This is a genomic window from Steroidobacteraceae bacterium, from assembly GCA_041395505.1.
In the GTDB taxonomy this organism is placed as follows: Bacteria; Pseudomonadota; Gammaproteobacteria; order Steroidobacterales; family Steroidobacteraceae; genus JAWLAG01.
Map to the genome: position 1 here is coordinate 2,606,611 of JAWLAG010000001.1, position 24,379 is coordinate 2,630,989.

At 61.9% G+C, this 24,379-nt stretch carries 16 protein-coding genes; 8 read left to right on the top strand and 8 right to left on the bottom strand.

Going from position 1 to position 24,379, the window contains the following annotated elements:
• Positions 1-103: 103 nt before the first annotated feature.
• A complete protein-coding gene (locus R3E77_12155; protein MEZ5500166.1) occupies positions 104-2,398 on the bottom strand; it encodes a M20/M25/M40 family metallo-hydrolase in 2,295 nt (764 codons plus the stop codon).
• Positions 2,399-2,441: 43 nt separating this feature from the next.
• On the opposite strand from R3E77_12155, the gene R3E77_12160 reads away from it, so the two are divergent.
• The 3 genes from R3E77_12160 to R3E77_12170 are packed head-to-tail and all read left to right on the top strand — an operon-like array spanning position 2,442 to position 7,528.
• Positions 2,442-2,573, top strand: a complete 132-nt coding sequence (locus R3E77_12160; protein MEZ5500167.1) for a hypothetical protein — start codon at positions 2,442-2,444, stop codon at positions 2,571-2,573.
• A 51-nt stretch (positions 2,574-2,624) separates the two neighbouring features.
• Positions 2,625-5,888, top strand: a complete 3,264-nt coding sequence (locus tag R3E77_12165; GenBank protein ID MEZ5500168.1) for a two-component regulator propeller domain-containing protein — start codon at positions 2,625-2,627, stop codon at positions 5,886-5,888.
• On the top strand, positions 5,885-7,528 hold the full coding sequence (locus R3E77_12170; protein ID MEZ5500169.1) for a GGDEF domain-containing phosphodiesterase: 1,644 nt from the start codon (positions 5,885-5,887) through the stop codon (positions 7,526-7,528). The genes R3E77_12165 and R3E77_12170 overlap by 4 nt, the downstream gene beginning before the upstream one ends.
• On the opposite strand, the gene R3E77_12175 is transcribed toward R3E77_12170, so the two are convergent.
• Positions 7,529-9,775, bottom strand: a complete 2,247-nt coding sequence (locus R3E77_12175) for a patatin-like phospholipase family protein (GenBank protein ID MEZ5500170.1) — start codon at positions 9,773-9,775, stop codon at positions 7,529-7,531.
• 49 nt (positions 9,776-9,824) lie between these two features.
• On the opposite strand from R3E77_12175, the gene R3E77_12180 reads away from it, so the two are divergent.
• Genes R3E77_12180 through R3E77_12190 form a run of 3 tightly spaced genes read left to right on the top strand, consistent with a single transcriptional unit; the run spans position 9,825 to position 14,625 of the window.
• The gene (locus R3E77_12180) at positions 9,825-11,813 is read left to right on the top strand and encodes a pyrroloquinoline quinone-dependent dehydrogenase (GenBank protein MEZ5500171.1); all 1,989 of its coding nucleotides are present in this window, start codon (positions 9,825-9,827) and stop codon (positions 11,811-11,813) included.
• Positions 11,813-13,873, top strand: coding sequence for a TonB-dependent receptor (locus tag R3E77_12185; GenBank protein ID MEZ5500172.1), 2,061 nt, complete (start codon positions 11,813-11,815; stop codon positions 13,871-13,873). Before R3E77_12180 ends, R3E77_12185 begins: the two co-directional genes overlap by 1 nt.
• Positions 13,874-13,887: 14 nt before the next feature.
• Positions 13,888-14,625, top strand: a complete 738-nt coding sequence (locus R3E77_12190; GenBank protein ID MEZ5500173.1) for a tetratricopeptide repeat protein — start codon at positions 13,888-13,890, stop codon at positions 14,623-14,625.
• A 5-nt stretch (positions 14,626-14,630) separates the two neighbouring features.
• Here the strand turns inward: R3E77_12190 and R3E77_12195 are convergent, their stop codons facing one another.
• Both R3E77_12195 and aguA read right to left on the bottom strand, forming a co-directional pair.
• Positions 14,631-15,476 (bottom strand): polyphosphate kinase 2 family protein, encoded by an 846-nt coding sequence (locus tag R3E77_12195; protein MEZ5500174.1) that lies wholly within the window; start codon positions 15,474-15,476, stop codon positions 14,631-14,633.
• A complete protein-coding gene (aguA, locus tag R3E77_12200; protein ID MEZ5500175.1) occupies positions 15,451-16,590 on the bottom strand; it encodes an agmatine deiminase in 1,140 nt (379 codons plus the stop codon). Before aguA ends, R3E77_12195 begins: the two co-directional genes overlap by 26 nt.
• Before the next feature lie 92 nt (positions 16,591-16,682).
• Between aguA and icd the strand changes: the two genes are divergently transcribed.
• Positions 16,683-17,990, top strand: coding sequence for an NADP-dependent isocitrate dehydrogenase (icd, locus tag R3E77_12205; GenBank protein MEZ5500176.1), 1,308 nt, complete (start codon positions 16,683-16,685; stop codon positions 17,988-17,990).
• A 4-nt stretch (positions 17,991-17,994) separates the two neighbouring features.
• Positions 17,995-19,737 carry a bifunctional isocitrate dehydrogenase kinase/phosphatase gene (aceK, locus tag R3E77_12210; GenBank protein MEZ5500177.1) on the top strand — a complete coding sequence of 581 codons (1,743 nt, stop codon included), beginning with the start codon at positions 17,995-17,997 and terminating at the stop codon, positions 19,735-19,737.
• On the opposite strand, the gene R3E77_12215 is transcribed toward aceK, so the two are convergent.
• From R3E77_12215 to R3E77_12230, 4 genes are all read right to left on the bottom strand, one after another.
• Positions 19,734-21,635 carry a S9 family peptidase gene (locus tag R3E77_12215; GenBank protein MEZ5500178.1) on the bottom strand — a complete coding sequence of 634 codons (1,902 nt, stop codon included), beginning with the start codon at positions 21,633-21,635 and terminating at the stop codon, positions 19,734-19,736. The genes aceK and R3E77_12215 overlap by 4 nt on opposite strands.
• 20 nt (positions 21,636-21,655) lie before the next feature.
• Complete coding sequence (locus tag R3E77_12220) at positions 21,656-22,357, bottom strand: HDOD domain-containing protein (GenBank protein ID MEZ5500179.1); 702 nt, start codon at positions 22,355-22,357, stop codon at positions 21,656-21,658.
• Positions 22,358-22,441: 84 nt separating this feature from the next.
• Positions 22,442-23,605 (bottom strand): PLP-dependent aspartate aminotransferase family protein, encoded by a 1,164-nt coding sequence (locus tag R3E77_12225; protein MEZ5500180.1) that lies wholly within the window; start codon positions 23,603-23,605, stop codon positions 22,442-22,444.
• The gene (locus R3E77_12230; protein ID MEZ5500181.1) at positions 23,602-24,375 is read right to left on the bottom strand and encodes an amidohydrolase; all 774 of its coding nucleotides are present in this window, start codon (positions 24,373-24,375) and stop codon (positions 23,602-23,604) included. Before R3E77_12230 ends, R3E77_12225 begins: the two co-directional genes overlap by 4 nt.
• Between the last annotated feature and the right edge of the window lie 4 nt (positions 24,376-24,379).

Sequence of the window (24,379 nt, forward strand, 5' to 3'; positions counted from 1 at the left end):
CCTGTGACGCAGCTCGCATCGCCTCCATGTCCGTCGGCGTGTAAACACCCACCGCGGCCAAGTGAAAAAATCGGCAGCCGGCCAAGATCCGCCTCAGTTTGGTTTACTCGCAGACCGCATTCGATGCGCTCGAATTCGCTGGATCCAGGCGCAGATGGCACCAACTGATCGACCGATCGCCCTCGCCGTAGGCAACGGCCACACGATCGCGTGCCGATGACAACTCCAGGGACTTCGTCTGGAGTTCACCACTGGTGTCAAACAGATAGAGGTCGAGCGGTTCGGCGTTGCCGAGCGTCAATTCGAATTTCGCTGACTCGCCGACCGCGACATCGACCATGAAGCTGCGCCATCGTGAAACTTGCGCGCGGGGTCGCAACGGCGCGGCGGCCGCAGTTCCATTGACTGCAACGGCAAGCACCGCGGCCTGCGGGGGAACGGCGATACCGAGTGCGCGGGCGTCGCGCGCACTGGCAACGCGAATAGCTACCTGCCGCGAGCGACTTTCCGCAGGACTCTCGAGGTCTAGCACGCGCAACGGCGCCAGCGCATCGACCGGCCGCCCGGCCAACGCCGGTCGACGCTGCCAAGGCAAGACCGATTGCGGGCTCCATTGAGCAAGCCCCGGTGGAGCGCCCAGCACGGTGCGCATCCGCGGGTCGCCCTCGAGCACCGCTACCGCCCTGCCGCCACCGGAAGCTTCGACGACGTTGAGCTGCGCGGGAACATCGCGAGAGAACGCCGGCATGAGCATGCCAAGCGCAAGTGCCGCGAGGATCGCCAGGGCAATCGTTACCGACAACACGGCGCGGGATCGAATCGACCAGGTCGTGAGTATGGGCATCAGGAAGAAACCGGTCAGCAGGGCAGACAATGCCGCTGGGACCAACCCGCGCTCGCCGAGTACGTCGTAAGTTGACCACGCAAACGGCAGCCACAACATGACGCAGGCGGCGGACGCCAAAGCGGCAGACAAGATCGGTCGCGCCGGGAAGATGAATAGCGCCATCGCTGCAATCGCAGCGGGCAGCAAGGCCAGGTACGCGGCGCCAGGGAGCAGGACGACCAGCGCGACGGCCAGTATCGTCATGAGAACCAATGCCGAGAGCAATGCGGCATGCGGCTGCTGGCAGGGCCCACGTAGTCCGACAACCCCGATGAGGCACAACGGCAGCAGCAAGAACGCCGCGCGCAAGGCCGAACCCTGCGCGGTCCAATCGGCCGGCAAGGCACCGGCCCCACCGAGCGCAAGCTTGAACAGCCAACCAAACAATAACGTCGCCGCCATCACCAGCAACATCCGCGTGAGCTCCGTCACGACGGCCCCACCCCCGGCCTTTGCACCAGCCAACACCCGCTGGACCGCCAGCCCGACAAGGATCAGCGTCGCGGCCAGGATCGCAGGCAGCCAGCTAACGGGCCAATGGATGACGACGAAGCCCAGTAGCGAAAAGTACACTGCATCGGCACCTCCCGGCTGCGGCAGCGAGGGGCTCGAAGCGAGCGAGCGCGCGAGAGCCAGCACATTGTCGCCGTGATGCTGCAACGAACCCCGATCAAGCGAGTCGAGATCGTCGCGCGGCGTGTGGTATCGCGCCGCGCCGCCCAGAAAGGCAAATCCTGCGCCGGCGCGACCCTCGCGCCTGAACACGGACAGATCCGTATCGTTCGGCAGCAGCTTGTAGATTTCGTAGTAGACCGAAGAAGTGTTTGGCCGCCGCAGGGCCGCAGCCGCGACATCGACCAGGGTTGCATTACCTTCGTGGGTTTCGAAAAGATAACTCGCGCCGCTCGTACCACGTGCCTCGAGGTTGATCACCAGGCCGACCGATGGGAACTCCGGTTCGAGAACGAAGGCTTCGGCGCCCAACAGCCCCGCCTCTTCGCCATCGGTAAACAGCGCGATGACCGGTCCGGCGAGCGGTGGTCCGGCGCGCAAGGCGCGCATGACCTCGAGTATCGCGGCGACGCCGGCGAGATCGTCGCTAGCACCAGGGCCCGCCGCGACCGAATCGTAATGTGCTGCCAATACCACCGACCGGCGCGCCCGCGACACCGCGCTTCCGGCCTGGATCGCAACGACATTGTGTGTCATGGCGCAGCGGCCGTAGTCACTACAGACAAATCGACTGCGCTCCTCGTTCGGCAGACCGAGCGAATCGAGCGCCCGACGTAGCCGCTTGCGAATCCGCGCATTGGCCTCGCTGCCGAGCGGGTGCGGTTCGGGCTCCGCGAGCAGGTCCTGAAGTTGCTGCCGCGCGCGCTCGGCCGAAAAAACCCCCACCGGTGCATCTTCACCGAGCGGCGTGGGCGGCCCATGACGTGCAATCACGATCGCGGCGAGCAGGCCCAGTGCCCCCGGCACCGCCACGGTTTTCAGCCGATCAATGGTTGACATAACGCTGAAGTCCCACCGGTCCACGGCACATCAAGGCAAGCATATGACAGTCCTCAAAGTCGACATTCGCTACCCGCGGCGCGCCGCCCTTGGTAGCGGGATTTCACCCACGCTGTTCCGTGAACCAAGCGGCTTTTCCGGCGGCGTTTTCTGTCGGCGTCGCCTGCGTTGGTGACCCATGCACGGTCTCAATTTTTGCGTCCGCATATGCTGCGCAAATGTACCGGTGTCCAGAATAGCCATGCTGGCCGGATTGCGCGCGGATGCGGCCCGGAAGCGGCGGTTTGCCCTCGTGCTGCCGCTCTTGTGCCTGCTGGTCGTTCCCGCTGTGAGCCGCGCTGCGGCGCAGATGCTTTTCACCGCCGTTGGCTCCGACAACGGGCTTTCCCAGGGCAGTATCAAGGCGCTGCTGCAGGACAATCTCGGCTTCATGTGGATCGGTACCGAGGACGGGCTCAACCGCTATGACGGTAATGAATTCCTCCGCATTGTCCATGATCGAGCCGACCCTGCGAGCCTTCCGAACAACTGGATCGCCGCAATGTCGCTCGCCACCGACGGACGGCTGTTCATCGCAACCGACGGCAGCGGCGTGGTTTGGCGGGATCCAAATGATGGGCGATTCCACCCGCTGGAACTGCTCAAGGATGACCCAAGTGCCGAAAATCTGCACGTACGTACGCTGCTGATCCACGATGATCTCGCCTGGATAGGCACGCGCAAGGCGGGATTGTTTCGCGTCGATCTGACGACCCACAGTACCCTGCGATTTTCGACCGATACCTCCGGACTCACTAGACTGAGCAGCGATTCGATCTACCAGATCGTCGCCGACGCCCGCGGCACCATCTGGATCGCAACGGATCGGGGCGTCGACAGCATCGATCCGCAAACCGGCAAAGTCACACAATTTGGACCGATGCTCGCCGCATTGCGGGGCAGCGAGTCCGCGCCGCGCGTCATTGCCCTGTATGCCGATCGGAATTCGATCATCTGGGCAGGCAGCAAGGATGGTCTGTATCGGATCGGACCGGAAGCGGATCACGCCTCGCTCGCCGGTGGAGACCTTGCCGTCAATACGATCCTCGAGGATCGTGAGCAGCGCCTGTGGCTCGGCACCGCGACGGGATTGGTACTGCACGATCGACGGACCGGCGAATTCACCAGCTTCCGTCATGACCCCGCCGATCCAGCGAGCCTGCCGGACGACAACGTCGTTAGTCTGTTCGAGGATCGCAGTGGTCTGCTGTGGGTCGGTACCAAGTCCGGCCGGCTCGCGCACTGGAATCCGCGGTCATGGTCGTTCGGCCACACCCGCCTGGGCGCGCCGAATGGCAATGTGACGTCGTTTGTGGAAGATCGATCCGGACAGCTGTGGATCGGCAGCTACGGCAGCGGTCTGACGCGGGTCGACCGCAAAACCGGCGCCACCCGCAACTACCTGCGTGATGGCGCGGGCAAATTGCTTTTTGGTGACAGCAACGTGATGGCACTTGCTGTCGACCAGGACAACAATGTCTGGGTCGGCACCATGAATGCCGGTGTCAGCCGCATCGACACCGAGAGTGGGGTCATCTCCCATCTTGCCGCCAGTGACCGCGGTGGCGCTGGCGCTCTGCCCGCCAATGGCGTGATGTCGCTGTTCGCGGGATCACAGAACCGGATCTGGGTCGGCACCTACGGCGGCGGTCTTGCATGGATCAACAGCAGATCACTCGAAGTCACGCGGTTGCCAGTCGTTCCGGACTCAACCGAGGGCCTGTCGAGCGATCGCGCCACTGCGATTACCGAAGACCGCAGTGGTATCGTCTGGGTGGGAACCGATGGTGGCGGCATTACGGTCGTCGATCCGCAGGCTGATACCTATCGTCAATATCGCCACAATAGCGACGACCCGCGCAGTCTCAGTGCCGACACGGTGTATGCGCTGCTGGCTGACGAGCGCGGCAACGTCTGGATCGGCACCCGAGGTGGTGGACTCGATCGCGTCATCGGCGCGCCATTCGCCGCCCACCCGCCGACCTTCCAGAACTATTCAGAGGCGCAGGGGCTGGCCAACAATACGGTTTATGGCATCGAGCACGACGATCGCGGACGGATCTGGATCAGCACCAATGCGGGTCTCGCGGTCATCGATGCAAGCGATGGCAGCGTGCGCAATTTTCGTCGCAGCCACGGTCTGCAGGGCGATGAGTTCAACTTTGGCGCGCACTATCGAAGTCCGGCGGGCGAAATGTTCTTCGGCGGTGCCAACGGCTACAACGCATTCTTTCCGGAGCGTCTGCGCTTCAACGAAACGCCACCCAAAGTCGTACTCACGGAATTCCTGAAATTCAATTCACCGGCCCAGATCGGTGGCACCTATGAGGCACTGAAGGACGTCGCCCTTGATTACACGGATGATGTAATTACCCTGCGCTTTGCTGCTCTCGACTACACCGCGCCGGCACAGAACCAATTCCAATACATGCTCGATGGATTCGATACCGGCTGGATCAATCCCGGCGCTGCGCGTCAGGTGACCTACACCAATCTTGGCGGAGGCAACTACAATTTCCGCCTGCGTGCTGCCAATAGCGATGGTATCTGGTCGACCGATGAATTGACGCTGCCGATCGTGGTTCGCTCACCGCCGTGGGCGCGCTGGTGGGCATGGGTGCTGTATGCGCTGTTCGCGGTAGGCGTCATGTATGCCATCTGGGCCGCGCAGCAAAAGCGCGTATTGCGCGAAACGGCCTACGCAAAGGAGCTCGAGGACAAAGTCGCGCAACGAACCGCGGAGTTGGCGCTGCGAAATGCCCAGTTGGAAGCCGCCAACCAGCGCCTGGAAGGCGCCAGTTTGACCGACCCACTCACTGGACTTGGCAACCGGCGCTCACTAACCCAGACAATGCGCGATACCGGGACGGCGGGCGATACCTACACGATGATGGTGATCGATCTCGACCGGCTGAAACCAATCAACGATCTCAATGGCCATGAAGCGGGCGATCGCGTGCTGGTGCAGATTGCGGAAATCCTGCGTCGCACCTGCCGCGAAACAGACCAGATCGTGCGTTGGGGCGGCGATGAATTCGTAATCCTGTGCAAGGGGCTCGACCTGCACGCAGCCGCAGTGCTCGCGGAGCGGATCCGCTCGAGCGTCGCCAAGCAGATCTTCCGCATTGGCGACGGATCGGTCGCGCGCACCAGCTGCTCGATCGGCTTTGCCACGAGTCCATTCATTCCCGGCCAGAAAACTCAGCCGGGCTGGCAACAGGTCCTTACTTTGGCTGACGCCGCCCTGTATCTCGCCAAGCGCGCCCGCAATGACTGGGTCGGCTGGCGCGGCACCGTGGGTGCTTCGGTCTATGCAGACCTTGTCGAGCAGGTCGAGCAGAACGCCGTCGAGCTGGCGGCCAAAGGTGTACTCGAGACCGTACGCCGACCCGCTGTGGGCGATGATACCGTTGACAAGATCCTGGCCTTGAGCGGCCCTGGCGAGCGATGATCCAGGATTCGCTTATCCAGGCCCTGCCCGATCTGGTGGCCTTCGTTCGCCGCGACGGCTTGATACTGAAACATGTCGGCGGCAAGGCCAGTGGCCTCATCCAGTCCGACCAACCGATCGAAGGACGGCATCTTCAGGAGATCTGGCCCGACCCCGCGGGCAAACTATTGACCCGCATGGTGCGTCGCGCATTGACCGATCGCCAGTCCGTGACAGCGCGCTTCGAGATCGATTCGGCCGACTTCGAAGCGAAAGTGAGCGCGCACGGGCGCGAGCGCGCGCTATGCGTGATCCGCAAGAATGGCGACGGTGCGGCCCCGGGCCGGACCGATGATCAGGGCAGTAGCGGCCGCGTCGAGCGGCGCGGTTTCCTGGAGCGGCTGCGCCAGTCCGTAACCGACGCAACTTTGCGCGAGCGGCGACTTGCGATCTGCATGGTACACATCGAAGGAATCGATGATATCTCACGGATCATCGATTTCTCGATCGGCGATCAGGTCATGAGCGCAATCATGGCGCGGTTGCCGGAATCAGTCACCGCGAGCGCGCACTCGGCTTGCTATATCGGCCAGTTGTCAGATCAATTGCTGGTCGCCGTGTTCGAAGACTATGCGACACGCGAGTACCTGCGCGATAGCGCGCAGTCACTGTGCCGGGCCATCGCCGAACCGGTTGGTATCGGCGACGCGCGCTTCGAACTCTCGGCTGCGGCCGGGATCGCAGTGCTCGGTGAGGATACGACTCAGGCGCGGGCATTGCTCGACCATGCGCGTGCCGCAATGCTCGAGGCGCGTCGCGAAGGCGATCGGCAGGTCCGATTCTACTCCGACACGTTGCGGATGCTGCCGGTGGCGAGACTCGATTTCGAGCGTGAACTGCGCGAGGCCATTGCGGCGGAGCAGCTGGCACTTCGTTATTGCGGTCGCTATGACATGGCGAGCGGCGATCTCGTTGCCATCCAGGCCTACCTGCGCTGGCCGCATCCATTGCGTGGTGAAGTCAGGCCGGCACAATTCCTGCCGATCGCCGAGAATACAGGCCTCGCGACGCGCATGTCGCAGTGGGCCCTTGCGAGACTGCGCCTCGACCTGCCCGCCATTCGTGCTATTGCCGGCGATGATTTCTGCATATCCTTCGGCGCACTGCGCCAGCATCTGGCCGGCGACCAATTGGCGAGCGACGTCAAGGACTGGTTGCGCGAAACCAGGCTCGCTCCCGAACGATTGGAATTGCGCATTGCCGAACGCGCACTGGCGAGTCTTTCGGACCCGGCGCGAATCCTTGCGCGACTGTCCGGGGAAGGCAACCGACTCGTCGTCGACGAGCTGGGCTCCGCACACTCCTCGATTGCGCAACTCGCTGCACTGCCACTGCACGGCCTGCAGGTGGATCGGGCGATCTCCGTACGATGCGCAAGCGACCCGGTGGCACGCAGGGCCGCGACCGCGATCGCCGCCCTGGCGAAGTCCTTCGGCTGTGTTCCCATCTCGAACGGCATCGATCATGCAACGGCCGCAACCCTTGCCCGCGAGCTCGGATTCGAGCAGGGGATGGGCGATTACTACGAGGCCTTGCCAGACCTTCACGACCCGTCGGTGCAACGCTCGGTGCTTGGTGCGAACGCGCGTGCCAGCTGTTGATCAGAACGTCCGGCCCAGAAACAGGTAGAAAGCGTTCTCGCCCTTGTCGTCGAATCCCGTGCCCAGGTAGATCGGGCCGAGCAGCGTATCGAGTCCGAAGAAGAAGCTGCCGTTCTTGCGAGCCGACGCGAAACTGATGTCGCTGCGATTGTCCCACACGTTGCCGAGCTCCAGCGATATCCCCGCGTAGGCAGGAAGATCGAGGAAACCCGACCCGCCGCGGCCAATCTGTCGGTAATAGAGAGCCCGCGCGATCCCGAAATGCTTGCCAGTGATCGAGCCGGGCGCAAGGCCAGAGAGATTGAGAAATCCGCCTAGCGGAAATGCCGTACGTACATTGGCGTTCGCGTCGTCGATATTGGTGCCGCCGCTGACCCAGAGAATCGCCGTGTTGCGGCCGAATTCGTGCGCCAGGAGCCAGTTGAATTCCACCAGGCTCGCGGTCTCGTTCGAACCGAGGTCTGCCGTGTCGCCGCGCCACTCGAGCGAGAAGCTCTGGCCGCGGCGCGGGAAATTGACATCGTTCAATCGGTCGTAGCTGAAGCGGAAGAAATAAGACCCGGCATTGAACGATTCCTCCGGCAACAATGGATCGCCGAGCCGCACCCTGGAGCGAACATTTTCACGTCGCAGGCCTGCCCGCAATTCTCCCCAGTTACCCAGTTCGTAACCAATGTCGACGCCGTACTGCAACGTGCGTACCCGGAATTCCGCGAGTCGCTGCTGGTTCTGGATCAGGGCAGCATTACGTACATCGAAACTCACATGCGGTGACAGGAAGAACCCTGGGCCGTAGTCGAGGGGCAGGTACACTTCGGTCGCGATGCGCGGACGTTCGCCAAGCTGAAAGTCCCAGGTCCACTCGCCGCCCCGGTCCGTGATTTCCGACAACACGAAACGTGCGGCGGCATTGAAACTGGAATTCCCCTCGAAATCGTCCTCGAGATTGAGCCCGAAACGCACGTAATTGGGACCCCAGCTATTGCGCCGGGCAAGGAGTTGCAACCTGCGCTCCTCGCCCGCGCCCAGCAGACGCCAATCGAGTTGTTCGAGGTTACCCCGACCATAGATATCGCTGACGCGTCGCTCCAGCGCATCCGGGTCGATCGGATGCCCCACGAATTCACCGAACGCATGCTGCAGCAATGTGTCGTAACGACGCGCCGAGGCGTTCAACTGCAGGTCGCTGATCACCGGCGACCCAGCCGCCTGCCTTGCGAGCCGCGCCTCGAGATGCGCGGCGAATTGTGTCGCATTCATCCCGAGAGCGTCGAGGCGGGTCTGCGCGGCAGCGGCTTCCGCGCCGACCGCGACGTGCTGGGGCAATGTCGAGAAGTCGAACGAGGAGGCATTGCCCAGCTCCGGCTCGATCAGGATATCGCCATCACGCAACGTGCTGCGCTCGAGATCACTATTGCGGCGAATGAGGATTGCCAGCATCTGGTTGGATATGACTGGCGCGGAATCGAGCAGCTCCTCTGGCTGCAGCGGGAATCCGGCATCGACAACGATAAGCACGTCCGGCTTCATCCGTCTTGCGACCGAAACGGGCAAATTCGCCACCAAACCGCCGTCGACCAGCATGCGCCCATCGATCTCCACGGGCGCGAAAACGCCTGGCGCAGATAGACTCGCGCGCATGGCCGCCGCGAGATCGCCCGAATCGAGCACGACCTCCTCGCCGGTCACCAGATCGGTGGCAACGGCGCGGAACGGAATCGGCAGATGATCGAAGTCGGCGATGGCCACGACCGGCAGTGTCTGGCGGCGAAGAATCTGCGCCAGCTTTTGCCCCTGGATGAGGCCCTTCGGCAAACGAAAACGGCGGGCATTCAGTCCGAGCGGGAACTTGACCAGGAAATTGAAGTCTTCGGTCTTGCGACGAAAACTCCGTTGTTCGCGGGGTGGCTGGTCGCGAAAAGCATCCTGCCAGTCAACCGATGTCATCAACTGTTCGATTTGCGCCGCTGTCATGCCACTCGCGTACAAACCGCCAACAACCGCTCCCATGCTGGTGCCAGCAATGCAATCGATGGGAATATGGCGTTGTTCGAGTATCTTGAGGACACCGATATGGGCCGCGCCGCGCGCACCACCCCCCGAGAGCACCAGGCATACGCGCGGGCGCGAACCTGCCTGCGGCGCGGCATCCTCGGCAACCGCAACGATCGCGCAGAGCGGCGCAACAACCAGCAGCATATGCAGCGCTCGGACGGCGCAGCTCAGGATGAAATTTCTGCCGATCACCTTGCCTTTAGAATAGCAGCAAGCATGCCGCTTAGCCGATAATCCCGAGATGAATTTCGCCGCAAGACGCTGCAGCATTGCCCGTACAGCGATCGTCCTGCTCGCATTGCCGCTCTTCGCCAACGCGCAGAGCCCGGCGACCAGCGACTGGGGCTACTATGGCGGCGACATCTACGGACAGCGATACTCGAAGCACAGCGAGATCACGCCCGAGAACGTCGCAGACCTTGAAGTAGCCTGGGAGTATCGCAGCGGCGAACTTGGCAAGGGGCTGCGCGCCGCTGCCAAGATGACCTTCGAGGCCACACCCATCCTGGCGTTCGGCCGTTTGTATTTCTCGACAGCAACCGACATCGTCATCGCACTGGATCCGACCTCCGGTCGCGAGCTCTGGCGCTTCGATCCGCAGATCAAACGCGATGCATGGTACGCGGAAGTGACTTCACGTGGGGTCAGCGCCTGGGTTGACCGCAATGCCGCGCGCGAAAGCGCGTGTCAAAGACGCATATTCATCGCGACCCTCGATGCGCGATTGCTCGCGCTCGATGCGGAAACGGGCAAACCGTGCATGGATTTTGCCGATCATGGCGTACGCCGCCTGGATGCCGGAATCCGCATCCGCGACGCCTCTGACTACCTGGTCACCTCGCCACCCGCAGTCATCGACAACCTCGTCGTGGTTGGATCAGCGATTGGTGACAATCGCGCCGCATTCAGTGAGCGCGGGGTGATACGCGCATTCGATGCCGTCAGCGGCGAACTGCGCTGGAGTTTCGATCCATTGCCGGACAATCCGGAACATGCCGCAGCCGCGGAATGGGACATGGAACAGGCCTTGCGTACCGGCGGCGGCAATGCCTGGGGCGTCATGACCGTGGATCCGGTGCGCAAGACCGTATTCGTCCCCACCGGCGCTCCGAGCCCGGATTTTTTCGGAGGCGAACGCAAGGGCAGCAACCGCTTCGCGAATTCACTGCTGGCGCTCGATGGCGCAACCGGGAAATTGCGCTGGCACCGCCAGCTCGTACACCACGACTTGTGGGATTTCGATCTCGCGGCGCAGCCGACCCTGGCCGATCTGGATCGCGCCCGCAGCTCCGTGCCGACCGTCATCCAGGCAACCAAGCAGGGCCTGATTTTCGTATTCGACCGCGACTCGGGCGAACCGGTATTCAATGTCGCCGAGCGTGCCGTGCCGCAATCGACGGTTGCCGGCGAATCGAGCTGGCCGACTCAGCCCTTCCCTGCGACGCCCGCGCTGGTCTCGCCCCGACCGGTCCGGCCGGAAGATGCATGGGGCCTGACATTCTACGATCGAGGCCGCTGTCGCAAACGCATCGAGGCACTGCGCAACGACGGCATTTTCACGCCGCCCGATACGCGCGGAACCTTGCTGCGGCCGAGCTATGTCGGCGGAGTCAACTGGGGTGGCGTCGCATTCGACGTCGGGCGGCAGCGCCTGGTCACGGCGGTGAACCACATGCCCATGGTGGTGACACTGATTCCACCCGAGGAGGTCGAGCAACAGCGCCGGTCAGGAGACTATCCGCATGCCGAATTCGCCTTGCAACTCGGCACTCGATGGGCGATGCGACGTGAACCGCTGCTATCACCCTTTGGCCTGCCTTGCACTGCGCCGCCATGGGGCACACTGGCTGCGATCGACATGCTCGAGAACCGGGTGCTGTGGGAAGTGCCCCTTGGCAGCACCGAGGACGTAGCACCGCCTTTCCTGCCGGTACGCGAGTTCGGTTTGCCGCACATGGGTGGTCCTGTGGTGACCGCGAGCGGACTGATTTTCATTGCCGCCGCCATGGACGGCTATATCCGCGCATTTCACAGCGAGACCGGCAAGGTTTTGTGGAAACACAAACTGCCTGCCGGCGGCCAGGCAACGCCGATGATCTACCGTGCCGGTCGGCAGCAACGCGAGTATGTGGTCATCGCGGCGGGTGGTCACGGCGGACTCGGCACGCGCCGGGGCGACTACGTCATTGCTTTCGCCCTGCCCGCAGCGCCGGGCAAGAGCCCGCCATAGTGGGTCTGCGGATTCTTTGCTGGCTTGCGCTTTCCTGCCTGGTTGCGGCGGTCGAGGCCGAATCACTGGAAGAAATCACTGTCACAGCCACCCGGCGCGGAATTGCAGCGCTGCAGGTACCGACCAACCTTGCGCGCCTCGATGCCGAACAAATCGATCTGGCCGGCGCGGACCACGCCGCACAGCTGCTCAATCGCCTCCCGGGGGTCAATATGCAGCGCGGCAGTGGCCAGGAATCGCTTCTTGCGATTCGCTCGCCAGTACTGACAGGCAGTGGCTCATGCGGTGCTTTCCTGATCCTCGAGGATGGCCTGCCAATCAGGCCGACGGGACTTTGCAACGTAAACGGACTTTTCGAGGTCAATACCGAACAGGCCGCTGCAATCGAACTGATCCGCGGACCAGGGCCGGCGCTTTACGGTGCCAATGCCATTCACGGTACCGTCAACGTTCTTTCGCCCGCCGCAAGTGAGGTCCCTGCGACTTTCGGCGTGGAGTACGGTGTCGATGCTTTCCGTCGGCTTGCTGCTTCCGGTCATGGCGAGTTGCACGGCGCGCAGTTTGCCGCTTACGGCAACTGGCTGGATGATCCCGGGTTTCGCCAGGACGCCGGCTTCAAGCAATGGAAGGCCAATCTGCTGTCGGATCGGGCGCTTGCGCGCGGAAGGCTGCGCATGCGCATTGCATCGACGGATCTCGCGCAGCAAACCGCTGGATTCATCATCGGCCAGGACGCCTATCGCGACCTGCGGATAAGACTGACCAATGCCAATCCGGAGGCCTATCGCAATGCGCGCAGCCTGCGAATGGGGGCGCAATGGTCGCGCGAGGTATGCGATCGATGCAGCGACGACCTCCGGTTGGTCCTGCGTGATTCGTCCATGGACTTCCTGCAGCACTTCCTGCCGGGGCAGCCGCGCGAGGCGAACGCACAACGCAGCATGACCGTTGCGCTACTGCGCAGCCGGCCTGCGGGCGCCAGGCTCGACTGGCAGCTTGGCCTCGACGTTGGGGCGGGCAGGTCCGAATTGCTGGAGATCCAGGACAATCCGGTGACCACCGGCACCCCTGCCGCTCGTGCCATTCGCCCGGTGGGGCGCCACTACGATTATGGCACCCGCAACCTCATGGCGGCGGCACATGCGGGTGGCGCATTCAATTTCGCGACTCGCTGGCAGGCGCAGGCCGGACTTCGCGCCGAGTGGAGCGAATACAACTACGACAATCGCATGCTGGACGGCAATACCGATGAGGCAGGTAATCCCTGCCCTTTCGGCGGCTGCCTGTTCAACCGCCCGGCCGATCGCAGCGACCATTTCGTGCAATGGATACCGCAGTTCTCACTCAGCTTTCGCCCCGACGCATCGAGCCATTGGTACCTCGCATGGGCCAACGGTTTTCGCCCGCCCGAATCAGGCGAGCTGTACCGGCTGCAAAGAGGCCAGCAAGTGGCCGATCTGCGCGCCGAGACGGCGAGCAGCGTCGAACTCGGTTTCAAGCGCAGCCATGGCCCTTTCGAAATTCAGCTCGCCGCCTATGACATGCGGAAAGACAATGTGATCCTGCGCGACGCTGATGGGTTCAACCTGTCCGACGGTGCAACCCGGCACCGAGGTGCCGAATATGACCTCAAATACCGCCTGAACAGCCGATGGCTGTTGTCGGCAAGCGGCAGCCGCTCGCACCACTGGTATGCTCGATCGGTGGGCGTCGATGGCGGCGAGGCAATCATTGCCGGCAACCAGGTCGATACCGCGCCGCGCGACCTGCATGACATGACGCTGACCTACGTCCCCGGTCCGGCCATGACCGTGCAGGTCGAGGCACAGTATGTCGGCCGCTACTTTGTCGATGCCAGCGACAGCCACGAATATCCCGGACATACCGTCGTCAATGCCAACATTCAATGGCGTTGGCGCAGCAACTGGCAAGCTCGGCTGCGTCTGGAAAACCTCACCGATCGTCTCTATGCCGACCGGGCCGACTATGCTTTCGGCAACTATCGCTATTTCCCGGCGCGTCGTTTCAGCGCTTTCCTGCAGGTCCGATACGGGCGCTGAGGAGTGATCCCGTCATGCCAATGATAATCTTCTCGCTCATTATCCAGGTGGCACTGATCGTGCACTGCGTGCGCAGCGGTCGGGCTCAAATGTGGATCTGGATTATTCTGTTCGTTCCGCTGGTGGGTTCGATTGCCTATGTCGCTGTGGAGCTGCTACCCGATCTGATGCACGGCCGGACCGCACGCACGGCGGCCCGGAAACTGAGGCGAACCCTCGACCCGGGACGTGACTTGCGCGAGAAAGCCGCGCTTGTCAGGCAATCCGGCAATGTCAGCAGCCGCAGCGAGTATGCGCGGGAATTGCTTCGCAGCGGCGATGCGAAGCAAGCGATCGTCGTATTGCGCGAGACGCTCACCGGGATCTACGAAAACGACCCCGATCTCATGCTTCAGCTCGCCGAGGCAGAACACACGGCGGGCGATGCGGCGGCGGCGCGCAGCACACTCGAGAATCTGATCCGCAACAATCCGGAATTCAAGTCGCCCGATGGCCATCTTCTCTATGCACGCGCACTCGAGGACTCGGGGGATACCGGCAAGGCGGTCGAAGAATATGCCGTTCTCGCCTCGTACTATCCGGGCGCCGAGGCACGAGTCCGGTATGCGCGCCTGTTGAAGTCGACCGGCAATGACATCGAAGCCCGCAAGGTACTACGCGAGTTGATGGACCATGCGGCACTCGCGCCGGCGCATTATCGCCGTGCACAGCGCGAGTGGCTCGCGCAAGCCAAGCAGGAATTGTCGGGCTGATGAAGTCAGGTGATGTGGATCCTGGACAGGTCCATGCTTGCTTTTGGCCAGCGCAGGTCCAGCGACTCCAGCTCGTGGCGCAGTATTTCTGATACCGCGAGGTTCCTGAACCATTTGCGATCCGCCGGTACGACGTACCACGGCGCGCAGGCGGTACTGCACTTGCCGAGCATGGCTTCGAAAGCCAGTCGATAGGCATTCCACTGCCGCCGTTTGTCGAGGTCTGCGGCATCGAACTTCCAATGCTTGCGAGGATCGCGCAACCGGCCGAGAAAGCGCTGCTTTTGCTCGGCCTTGCTGATCTGGAGCAGTATCTTGACAACCCGGATCCCGGACTCATGCAGCATCTGCTCAAATGCATTGATCTGCGCGTAGCGCTTCGACCAGACAGTCTTCGGCACAAGATCGTTGACACGAACGACCAGTACATCTTCGTAATGCGATCGATTGAACACGCCTATTTCGCCGCGTCCCGGCACGGCCGCGTGTATCCGCCAAAGGTAGTCATGTCGCAGCTCTTCGCTGCTGGGTGCCTTGAAAGCGGTGACCCGGCAGCCCTGTGGATTGAACGCCGTGAAGACCTTTCGAATCGTGCCATCCTTGCCGCCGCCGTCGACCGCCTGAAAGACCACCAGCATGCCGAACCGTCCATCGGCATACATGCGATACTGCAGCTCCTCGAGACGTTCGAGATTGCGCGCAAGGCACTCCTCCGCCTTGCCCTTGGACCAGCGGAAACTGCGACTCGCGTGCGCATCGAGCAACCGTACCCGTGATTGCGGCGCAATCCGTAGCTTCGCGACCAGCTGATCGCCACCTGGCTGTCTAGGCGGCTTGGCGCGCCTGGCCATGGCGTCGACTCCTGGCAACAGTGGCTTTCGGCACCTGCTGCGTAATGCAATGGATGTTTCCGCCGCCCAGCAAGATCTCGCGCGCGGCAACGCCAACAACGCGGCGCTGTGGAAACAGTCGCCGCAATTTGGCAAGCGCGGCGCTGTCCGTGCGCTTGTCGAGCAACGGCGCGATGACCGCACCATTGGCGATATAGAAATTCACATAGCTTCCGGCCAGGCGCGCTCGCGCATGACGCGGCCGTGTACCAGCGCGCGTCAGCACGCCGCGGGCCTCTTCACGTGTCATGTACAACGGGCCTGGCATATGGAGCTTGTGGACTTTGATGCGCCTGCCGCGAGCGTCGCGAGCATCCATGAGCCGTTCATAGGCAGCGAGCGATATCTCGTGCTGCGGGTCGCGCCGATTGTCCGTCCATGTCAATACGACCTCGCCTGGACGAACGAAACACGCCAGGTTGTCGATGTGGCCGTCCGTTTCGTCCTGAAACACGCCATCGCCCAGCCAGATCACCGTATGCACACCCAGGTAGGCTTTCAGCGTTGACTCGATCTGCGCGCCGGTCATGCGCGGATTGCGGTTACGGTTGAGAAGACACTGCTCCGTCACGAGCGCAGTGCCCTCGCCATCCACGTGCACGGCGCCGCCTTCGTTGACCATCGGCGCGCGGTAGCGCGGGACGCCTTCGATCTCCAGCACCTTGCGCGCGACCAGGTCATCCTGGTCCCACGGCGAGTAGATTCCGCCATTTTCGCCGCCCCAGGCATTGAAGTGCCAATCGATACCGCGCAGGCCTCCTTTGCCATCGACGACGAACGTCGGGCCGACATCGCGCATCCATGCGTCATTGTTGGATATTTCCACGAGCCTTACCTGGGGTGCCAGGATTGCGCGCGCAAATTCGAACTGCCCGGCTGAAGCCGCCACGGTGACCGGTTCGAATTGTGCGATAGCCATGGCAACTGCCGCGAACGCCTGTTGCGCCGGCTGGGCACCGAGTCGCCAGTTGTCCGCCCGCTCGGGCCAGAGCATCCAGCATCCAGCATGATCGGCGTACTCGGCGGGCATGAAATAGCCGTCGGCTGCCGGATTCGAATCAATCGTTGCGCTCATGACCCCGCATTGTAGCGAAGCCCGGGGCATCGCGCGTCGCTGTGCTAGCATTGGCGCGGAATAGTGTTTGCATCGTGGGGAGACGAGTATCCATGTCGACAGCCAGCAAGGTTGCGCTGCAGGTACCCAAAGGCGGCGCGAAGATTTCCATCAGCAACGGCAAGCTCAAGGTCCCGGACAATCCCATCATCCCTTTCATCGAAGGCGACGGGACTGGCCCGGACATATGGCGCGCCGCAGTGCGCGTCATGGATGCGGCGGTCGCCAAGGCCTATGGTGGCAAGCGCAAGATCCACTGGATGGAAGTTTATGCCGGTGGCAAGTCGAATTCGCTGTTCGGCACGTGGTTGCCCGATGAGACGGTACAGGCCTGCAGAGACTACCTGGTATCGATCAAGGGTCCGCTCACGACACCCGTTGGCGGGGGCATCCGCTCACTGAATGTCGCGTTGCGACAGATGCTCGACCTCTACGTTTGCCTGAGGCCTGTCCGCTGGTTCAAGGGGGTACCCTCGCCAGTGCGCAATCCCGAAAAGGTCGACATGGTGATCTTTCGCGAAAACACCGAGGACATCTACGCGGGTATCGAATTCGAAGCGGGGAGCGAAGAAAACAAGCGTTTCCAGGAATTGTTCAAGCAGGCCTTTCCCAAGGCCTACGCGAAGATCCGCTTCCCTGCCACCTCGGGAATAGGCATCAAGCCGGTTTCGCAGGAAGGCACCGAGCGACTGATGCGTGCGGCAATCGAATACGCCGTTGCCAACAAGCGCAAGAGCGTCACGTTGGTGCACAAAGGCAACATCATGAAATTCACCGAAGGCGCATTCCGGAACTGGGGCTATGCGCTTGCGGAACGTGAATTTGCCGGGCAAACCTATACCTGGGAGCAGTGGGAGCGTAGCAAGGCCGCCAAGGGCGAGAAAGCCGCGAACGATGAGCAGTCAGCCGCCCTTGCGGCCGGCAAGGTGCTCATCAAGGATGCGATTGCTGACATCACCCTGCAGCAGGTGCTCACGCGGCCGAGCGAATTCGACGTCGTTGCGACAATGAACCTGAATGGCGACTACCTCTCTGATGCACTGGCAGCGCAGGTCGGCGGCATCGGTATCGCGCCGGGTGGCAACATCAACTACGTCACCGGGCATGCGGTGTTCGAGGCCACCCATGGCACCGCACCGAAATACGCCGATCAGGACAAGGTCAATCCCGGGTCCGTGCTGCTCTCAGGCGAAATGATGCTGCGCTACATGGGCTGGACAGAGGCCGCGGACGCCATCATCACGGCGATGGACCGCACCATCGCCAAGAAGGTGGTCACCTACGATTTCGCGCGGCTGATGGACGGCGCCAAGGAGGTCAAATGCAGCGAATTCGGGGATGCCCTGATCGCCAGCCTTTGACCGTATGAAATCGCCCGGCTCGGCGGCGGCTGCAGCCGCCGCCGACTGCGCCTCGTTCATCAACGAGAGTTTCGAACGCTACAACGCCGAGTTTCGGGAAATCACCAGGCGCGCGCCCGCGCGTTTCGACCAGCGCGATTGGCACGGCGCGCAGCGTGACGCGGTCGAGCGCATAGAACTGTATGACCGCACGGTCGACGGCACGATCGCGACGCTGCGCCTGCGCCTTGGGTCACAGGTCCGCGATCATGGCCTTTGGGCCCGGATTCGCGAGCAGTTCAGCGCGGAAATATCCGCCATTCCGGACAACGAATTCCGCAAGACATTCTTCAGTTCGGTCACGCGGCGATTATTCGGCACCGTTGGCGTGGCGCCGGATATCGAATTCGTCGCAAAACACCTCGACCCGCTAGCAAGCATCACGACGACCGTCGTTACGTCGGTCTACCAAAACCGCGGCTCGCTCAATCTTCTGATCGAAGACCTGCTTAGTGACATCAATTTTCACTCGCCGTGGCGGGACTTCGAGCGCAGCGTAGCGCATATGTGCGAGGAGATCGCTACTCATGTCGGCGCAATCGGCGAGAGGCGAACAGTCAGCGCCATCGAGGTCATCAAGCCGGTCTTCTATCAATACACGCGCGCCTATGTAGTGGGCCGCGTCAGCGGCCGCGGCTTCGCACGCCCACTGGTACTTGCCTTGAAGAATACCGAGAGCGGAATTCTCGTCGATACCGTCATGCTCGACGAAGACGATATAAGCGTCCTGTTCAGTTTTACGCGATCTTACTTTCACGTCGATCTCGAACGCGTGGGTGAAGCCGTCGTATTCCTGAAATCCCTCCTGCCGCGCAAGGCGATTGGCGAGCTGTTCACAGTGCTTGGACGAGCCAAACAGGGCAAGACCGAAAGGTTCCGTTCGCTCCTGCATCATCTGGACATCTCGAGTGACTCATTCGTCCATGCACCGGGGGAGCGCGGACTGGTCATGGTCTGCTTCACGCTGCCTTCGTACGATGCGGTCTTCAAGATCATCCGCGACCGCTTCGCGTATCCAAAGAACGTGTTGCGCGAGGAAGTCATTGCGAAATACCAGTTCGTATTCAAGCACGATCGCGCCGGTCGGCTGGTAGACGCCCAGGAATTCAAGCGGATGCGCTTCCCGCTCAATCGCATCGATGCGCAATTACTGCAGGAACTGCTATCGGAGGCTGCAAATACCGTGCACATCGAACGAGATGACCTGGTGATCGATCATCTCTATATCGAGCGTCGCATGACGCCGCTCAATCTGTTCCTGCGACAGGCGAGCGACGACGATGCGGATCGTGCGGTGCTCGACTACGGCCAGTGTATTCGCGATCTTGCAGCCACGAACATCTTCGCTGGCGACCTGCTGTTGAAGAATTTTGGAGTAACTCGCCTGAAGCGAGTCATCTTCTACGACTACGATGAGCTGTGCCGCGTAACCGATTGCAGTTTCCGTGACATTCCGCAGGCGGCGCATCCCGAGGACGAAATGCTCGCCGAGAGCTGGTTCTACGTGGGTGACAACGATGTATTTCCGGAGACTTTCATCAATTTCCTGGCGTTCACCGACGCCCAGAAGGATCTGTTCCTGCGGGTACACGGCGAGATACTCACCGCCGCCTTCTGGCGCGGCATTCAACAACGCATCAATGCCGGCGAAGCGCTCGATGTGGTGCCCTACAACGCGCATCGCGTTCGGGTGGCAAGCAGTATCTAAGTCGGTCCCAGGTACTGGGCCAGGAATTCCGTAAGTTTGCGATACAACGCAAGTCGCCATTCGCCGCGCCGCAGCGAGTGATCGCCGTCCTTAATCACAAGCAGTTCGATGGATTTCCCCGCGCTCGCGAGAGCCTTTGCCATTTTCTCGCTGTGATCGACCACCACGCTCACATCAGCGTCGCCATGCACAAGCAGGACGGGCACGGCGACCTCGGAGACCATGTCGATAGGCGATGGATCATCGAATGCAGCGGAACCAGTCGCCGCCAGTGTCCCGGCCCGACCGCCCACGAATCGGTCATTCTGCTGCACCAAGGCGCGCAAATCGCTCACACCGGCAATACTCACCGCGCACTTGTAAAGTTTTGGTTCCTTGTAGCTCGCAACCAGCGCCGCAAAGCCGCCGTAACTCCAGCCGACGATGCAGACACGTTTTGGATCTGCGATGCCCTGGTCGATCGCCCAGCGCGCCGCCGCCGTGATGTCATCGTGCATCACGGTCGCCCAGGCCTGCTTGCCGGCGTCCTCGAAGGCGGCGCCATATCCTGTCGATCCACGAAAATTGACCTGCAGGACAGCGTAACCCCGACTCGCCATCACTTGTACAACCTGGTCGAATCCCCAGCTGTCGCGCGAATAGGGGCCGCCGTGCGGATAAACGACGAGTGGCAGGTCCTTACCTGAACTGCCGACCGGCGATGTGAGGTATCCCGGCAATGCCTGGCCATCCTCGGCAGTAATGGTCACCGGCTGCATCGGCGCCAGTTCTGCGCCATCGAGTGCCGGTCGCGCAACACCCAGCCTCTGCAGCGTCCCCTGCTTCATGTCGAGCAGATAGAAGACATCGGCCTTGACATCGCTGCTAGAGCTGAACAGCACCCAATTGCCGTCATCGGACGTATTGATAACGCGGTTGTAGGTGTCAGGGAGTGACTTGTCGATCAACTGCTGGATCGCCTTGGCCCGGGCATCAATCAATTCGATAGTGGGACGATCCGTTTCATAGGAGAAGCCAACGACGGTGCCATCGCGCGTCCACGAGATCAGTCCATCGACATCGACCACAGGATGGCTGTACACGAGCTGCATGTCCGCCTGATCCGAAAGCCCCATCTCGTAGATACCGCGACGTCCCGCATAGTCTGCGAGAACGAGCAGGTGGTCCGAATCAGCCGAGAACCCCAACGGTATGAAGTCGCGGGGATCGAACGCTTCGGGTTGTTCCAGCACCCGCCAGGGCGCACCGACTGTATCGCGCGCAATGTACTGCATTCTCGAAGACCGGCCACCGTATCCCAAGCGGACCTGGCCGCGACGATCGGCCATCCATGTAAGGATTGGCGTGCGTCTTGGCACAACGGGCTGCATCTTGCTGGTGAACACGTTGAGCATGAATACCGTCGGAAGAATTTCATGTTCTTCGGCAACCTGGATCAACACGTTCTGCGGATCATCGGGCAACCAGTGCAGAACACGGTGCTGGAATTGCGAATCACCTGACCGGCCGCGTTGCATAAGCAGTCGGGTGTTCCGGCCACTGGTATCGACACCAACAAGTCGCGTGACGGAATGAGGCCTGCCGCCGTCGAAATCCGTGCCCCAATAACCGCAGAGCAGGCGTTCCTCGGTCTTGAACGCGCAATAGGCGATATCAAAGCTCTTGATACGCGCAGTGATCAAGGGTCTGACCTCGCGCGTCGCGAAGTTGTATACGACTACGCCTGGTTCGTTCCTTTCATTTGCGCCGACATAAACAAGCTGCTTGCCACTTGGCGACAGGACAGGTGCGCGCATCAGAGGTTCGCGGGCAAACGCCTGCAACGGAATCGGCTCCGCCGCACCCGCATTCAAAGAGCAGGCAAGTCCGAATAGAAAAAGCACTCCAACACGGCGCATGGCAACTCCTTGCGTGCGCGTCAGTTGTTGTGCTTCGATTCAACCTCAATTCCGCGCAAGCGGTCAAGTTGAGCGGGCGAGACGCCCATGGTCATCGCGAGTGACTGCAAGTCTGCCTCGCCGGCAGGATCCATGCGGAGTTCTTCTCGCATCAGCCAGTGGGCCAGCTTGATGCATGCAGTATCGTTGCCAGCCACTGCATAATCGCCGAGGCGCTGCCAGCCGAGTGCGGCAGTACCGACGGCCACGGGCAGGCACCAGTCTCGAAGAAGCGTGCGCAGCATCGCCTCGCACTCACGACGGTCGAACTGAAGCGGCGCGTCAGGATCGCGCGCAATTGCCACCTGCCGTGGATCGCCGTGAGATACCGCCTGCTGCAGCAGCAATGCATCGCCGGCTTCGTGCAGCAGCCCGGCGAGCGTACACAGCTCGCGACTCTGATTTTGGAGCGTGATGGCAATACGGCCTGCGTATGCAGCGCAACTCTCGGCACGTCGCCACAGTTTTTGCATACGTGGGCCCGCGGCTGCCGGAAAGAGCCGGTCGAGCACTTCCCTCGAAAGCCGGTCGAATTCCGTGTTGCCGCACCCTGGTTGCGCGGCGGCCAGCCACTTTGCCAGGCCAGGCGGCGGCGCTGGCAGCAGAACATCGCGACGATGCGCCTGGGCGGGCGCGACTGATTGCGCCTGGCGCCGCAGCGGCGTAACGGTGGCTTTCAACATAATGCACGCAGCATCGGGGAAGACCTGATGCTGCACCGGTGCCACGGCGCCGTCGAGGCCGCTGCCCCAGAACCGCGATCACGGTCACGCGGCGAGTGCCTGGCGGATATCCGCGAGCAGATCCTCGATGTTCTCGAGCCCGATGGACAGGCGCACCGTGCCATCGGCGATACCGCTGGCGGCAAGCTGCTCGGGGCTGAATTCGCGCGGTCGCATCAGCTGCGGCGCCATCACCAGGGATTCGGTCGATCCCAGGCTCGCGGTAAGGGCAAACAACTGCAGTGCTTCGGTGAATCGACGCCCCGCCTCCGCGCCCGCCGCCAGATCGAAACTTACTACGCCGCCAAACTCCTGCATCTGCTTGCGCGCTAGTTCGCTTCGGCGATGACTCGCGAGGCCGGGGTAATGCACACGCGCGACCTGCGGCTGACTCTCGAGAAATTCCGCGACCGCCTGCGCGCTTGCGCTCTGCGCGCGATAGCGGTGCAGGTAGGTCGCGAGGCCTCGCTGAATCAGAAACGCGGCGTGCGGATCGAGCACGCCGCCGATCAGCGAATAGTCGCGACGCAGAGGCGCGAGGAGTTCGCGGTTGGCAATCGTGGCTCCACCCATGACATCGCCAGCACCGGAGGCGTACTTGGTCAGGCTATGCAGGAAGAAATCGACATCGTACTGGCCGTGTTGATGTATTCCCGCGAAAGTATTGTCCATCACGGTAAGCGCATCGAATCGCCGCGCGGTAGCCGTAAGAAATTCGATGTCGGCGATCTTGTTGATCGGGTTCGTCGGACTCTCGAACAGCATGAGACGCGTCCGCTGCGAGGCAAGCACCCGCTCGATCGCCGCATGGTCCTCGATCGACACCATGGTGTGAGTGACGCCGAATCGCGCGAGCAGGCCCCGGATGATCTGTCGGGTCGGTCCATAGGTTTCGACAAAGCAAAGAATATGATCGCCAGCACGCGTCAACGCCAGCAGGCACTGCGCAACCGCACTGACACCAGAGGCGCTGACCAGACAATCCTCCCTGCCCTGCATCTCGGCGAGCAACAACTCCAGGCTGCGCAGTGTCGGGTTGGAAGTACGCTGATAAAAGAACCCGGGACGCTCACCTCGCAGTGCACCAAGCGTATCCTCGACCGTTGGCAATTCGAACTTGACGCTCTGGTAAATCGGCGCAACAACCGACCGATTGTCCGCTGGCACATCCGCGCGGGGCGGATGGTTCAAGAGTGTTTCTCGCTTCATAGGGTAATGTTAAAGCCATCGGCGTCGAGATGAACTGGAAACTTCTCCCGGAACTCGTGCAAGCGCTCGAGCGACAACTCGACGGTCTCGACAGTGGCACGATCCTGCAGTTCGACCAGGGGTTCGCCGAGATAGTCGAAAGCGGCACTGCAGCCCGTGTGAACAATGCCATTGCCATCGACACCGAGGCGATTGACGCCCGCGCAATAGGCAAGGTTCTCTATGGCTCGTGCGGCCAGCAGGCGGCTCCAGGCGCCGATACGTCGCGCCGGCCAGTTGGCCACGAACAGCTGCAAGTCATAGTCGAACTGCGCGGTACGCCGACACCATACCGGGAAACGCAGGTCGTAACAGACCATGGGCGCAATCTTCCAACCGCGCCATTCCAGCAACAATTGACCCGAGCCACTGCGGTAATGGCGATGCTCGCCCGCCATGCGAAACAGATGGCGCTTGTCATAGTGCCGCGGCGGCGCGTCCGGGACAACGAAGTAGAGCCGGTTGTAGACATGACCACCGTCGCGCACCATCAAGCTGCCGGTCACTGCCGCGTTGAGGCGTTGTGCCATGCCCTGCATCCAACGCAGAGATTCGCCCCCGCGGTCTTCCGCCAGCTGCTCCGTCGCCATCGAGTACGCCGTCGCAAACGTCTCCGGCAGGATGACGAGGTCGGTCGACCCAGCCAGGGGTTCGAGCAACGTCGAGAAAAGCTGCAGGTTGGCCGCGCGGTCCTCCCAGCGCAATTCCTGTTGCACCAGAGTCAACCGCATGACC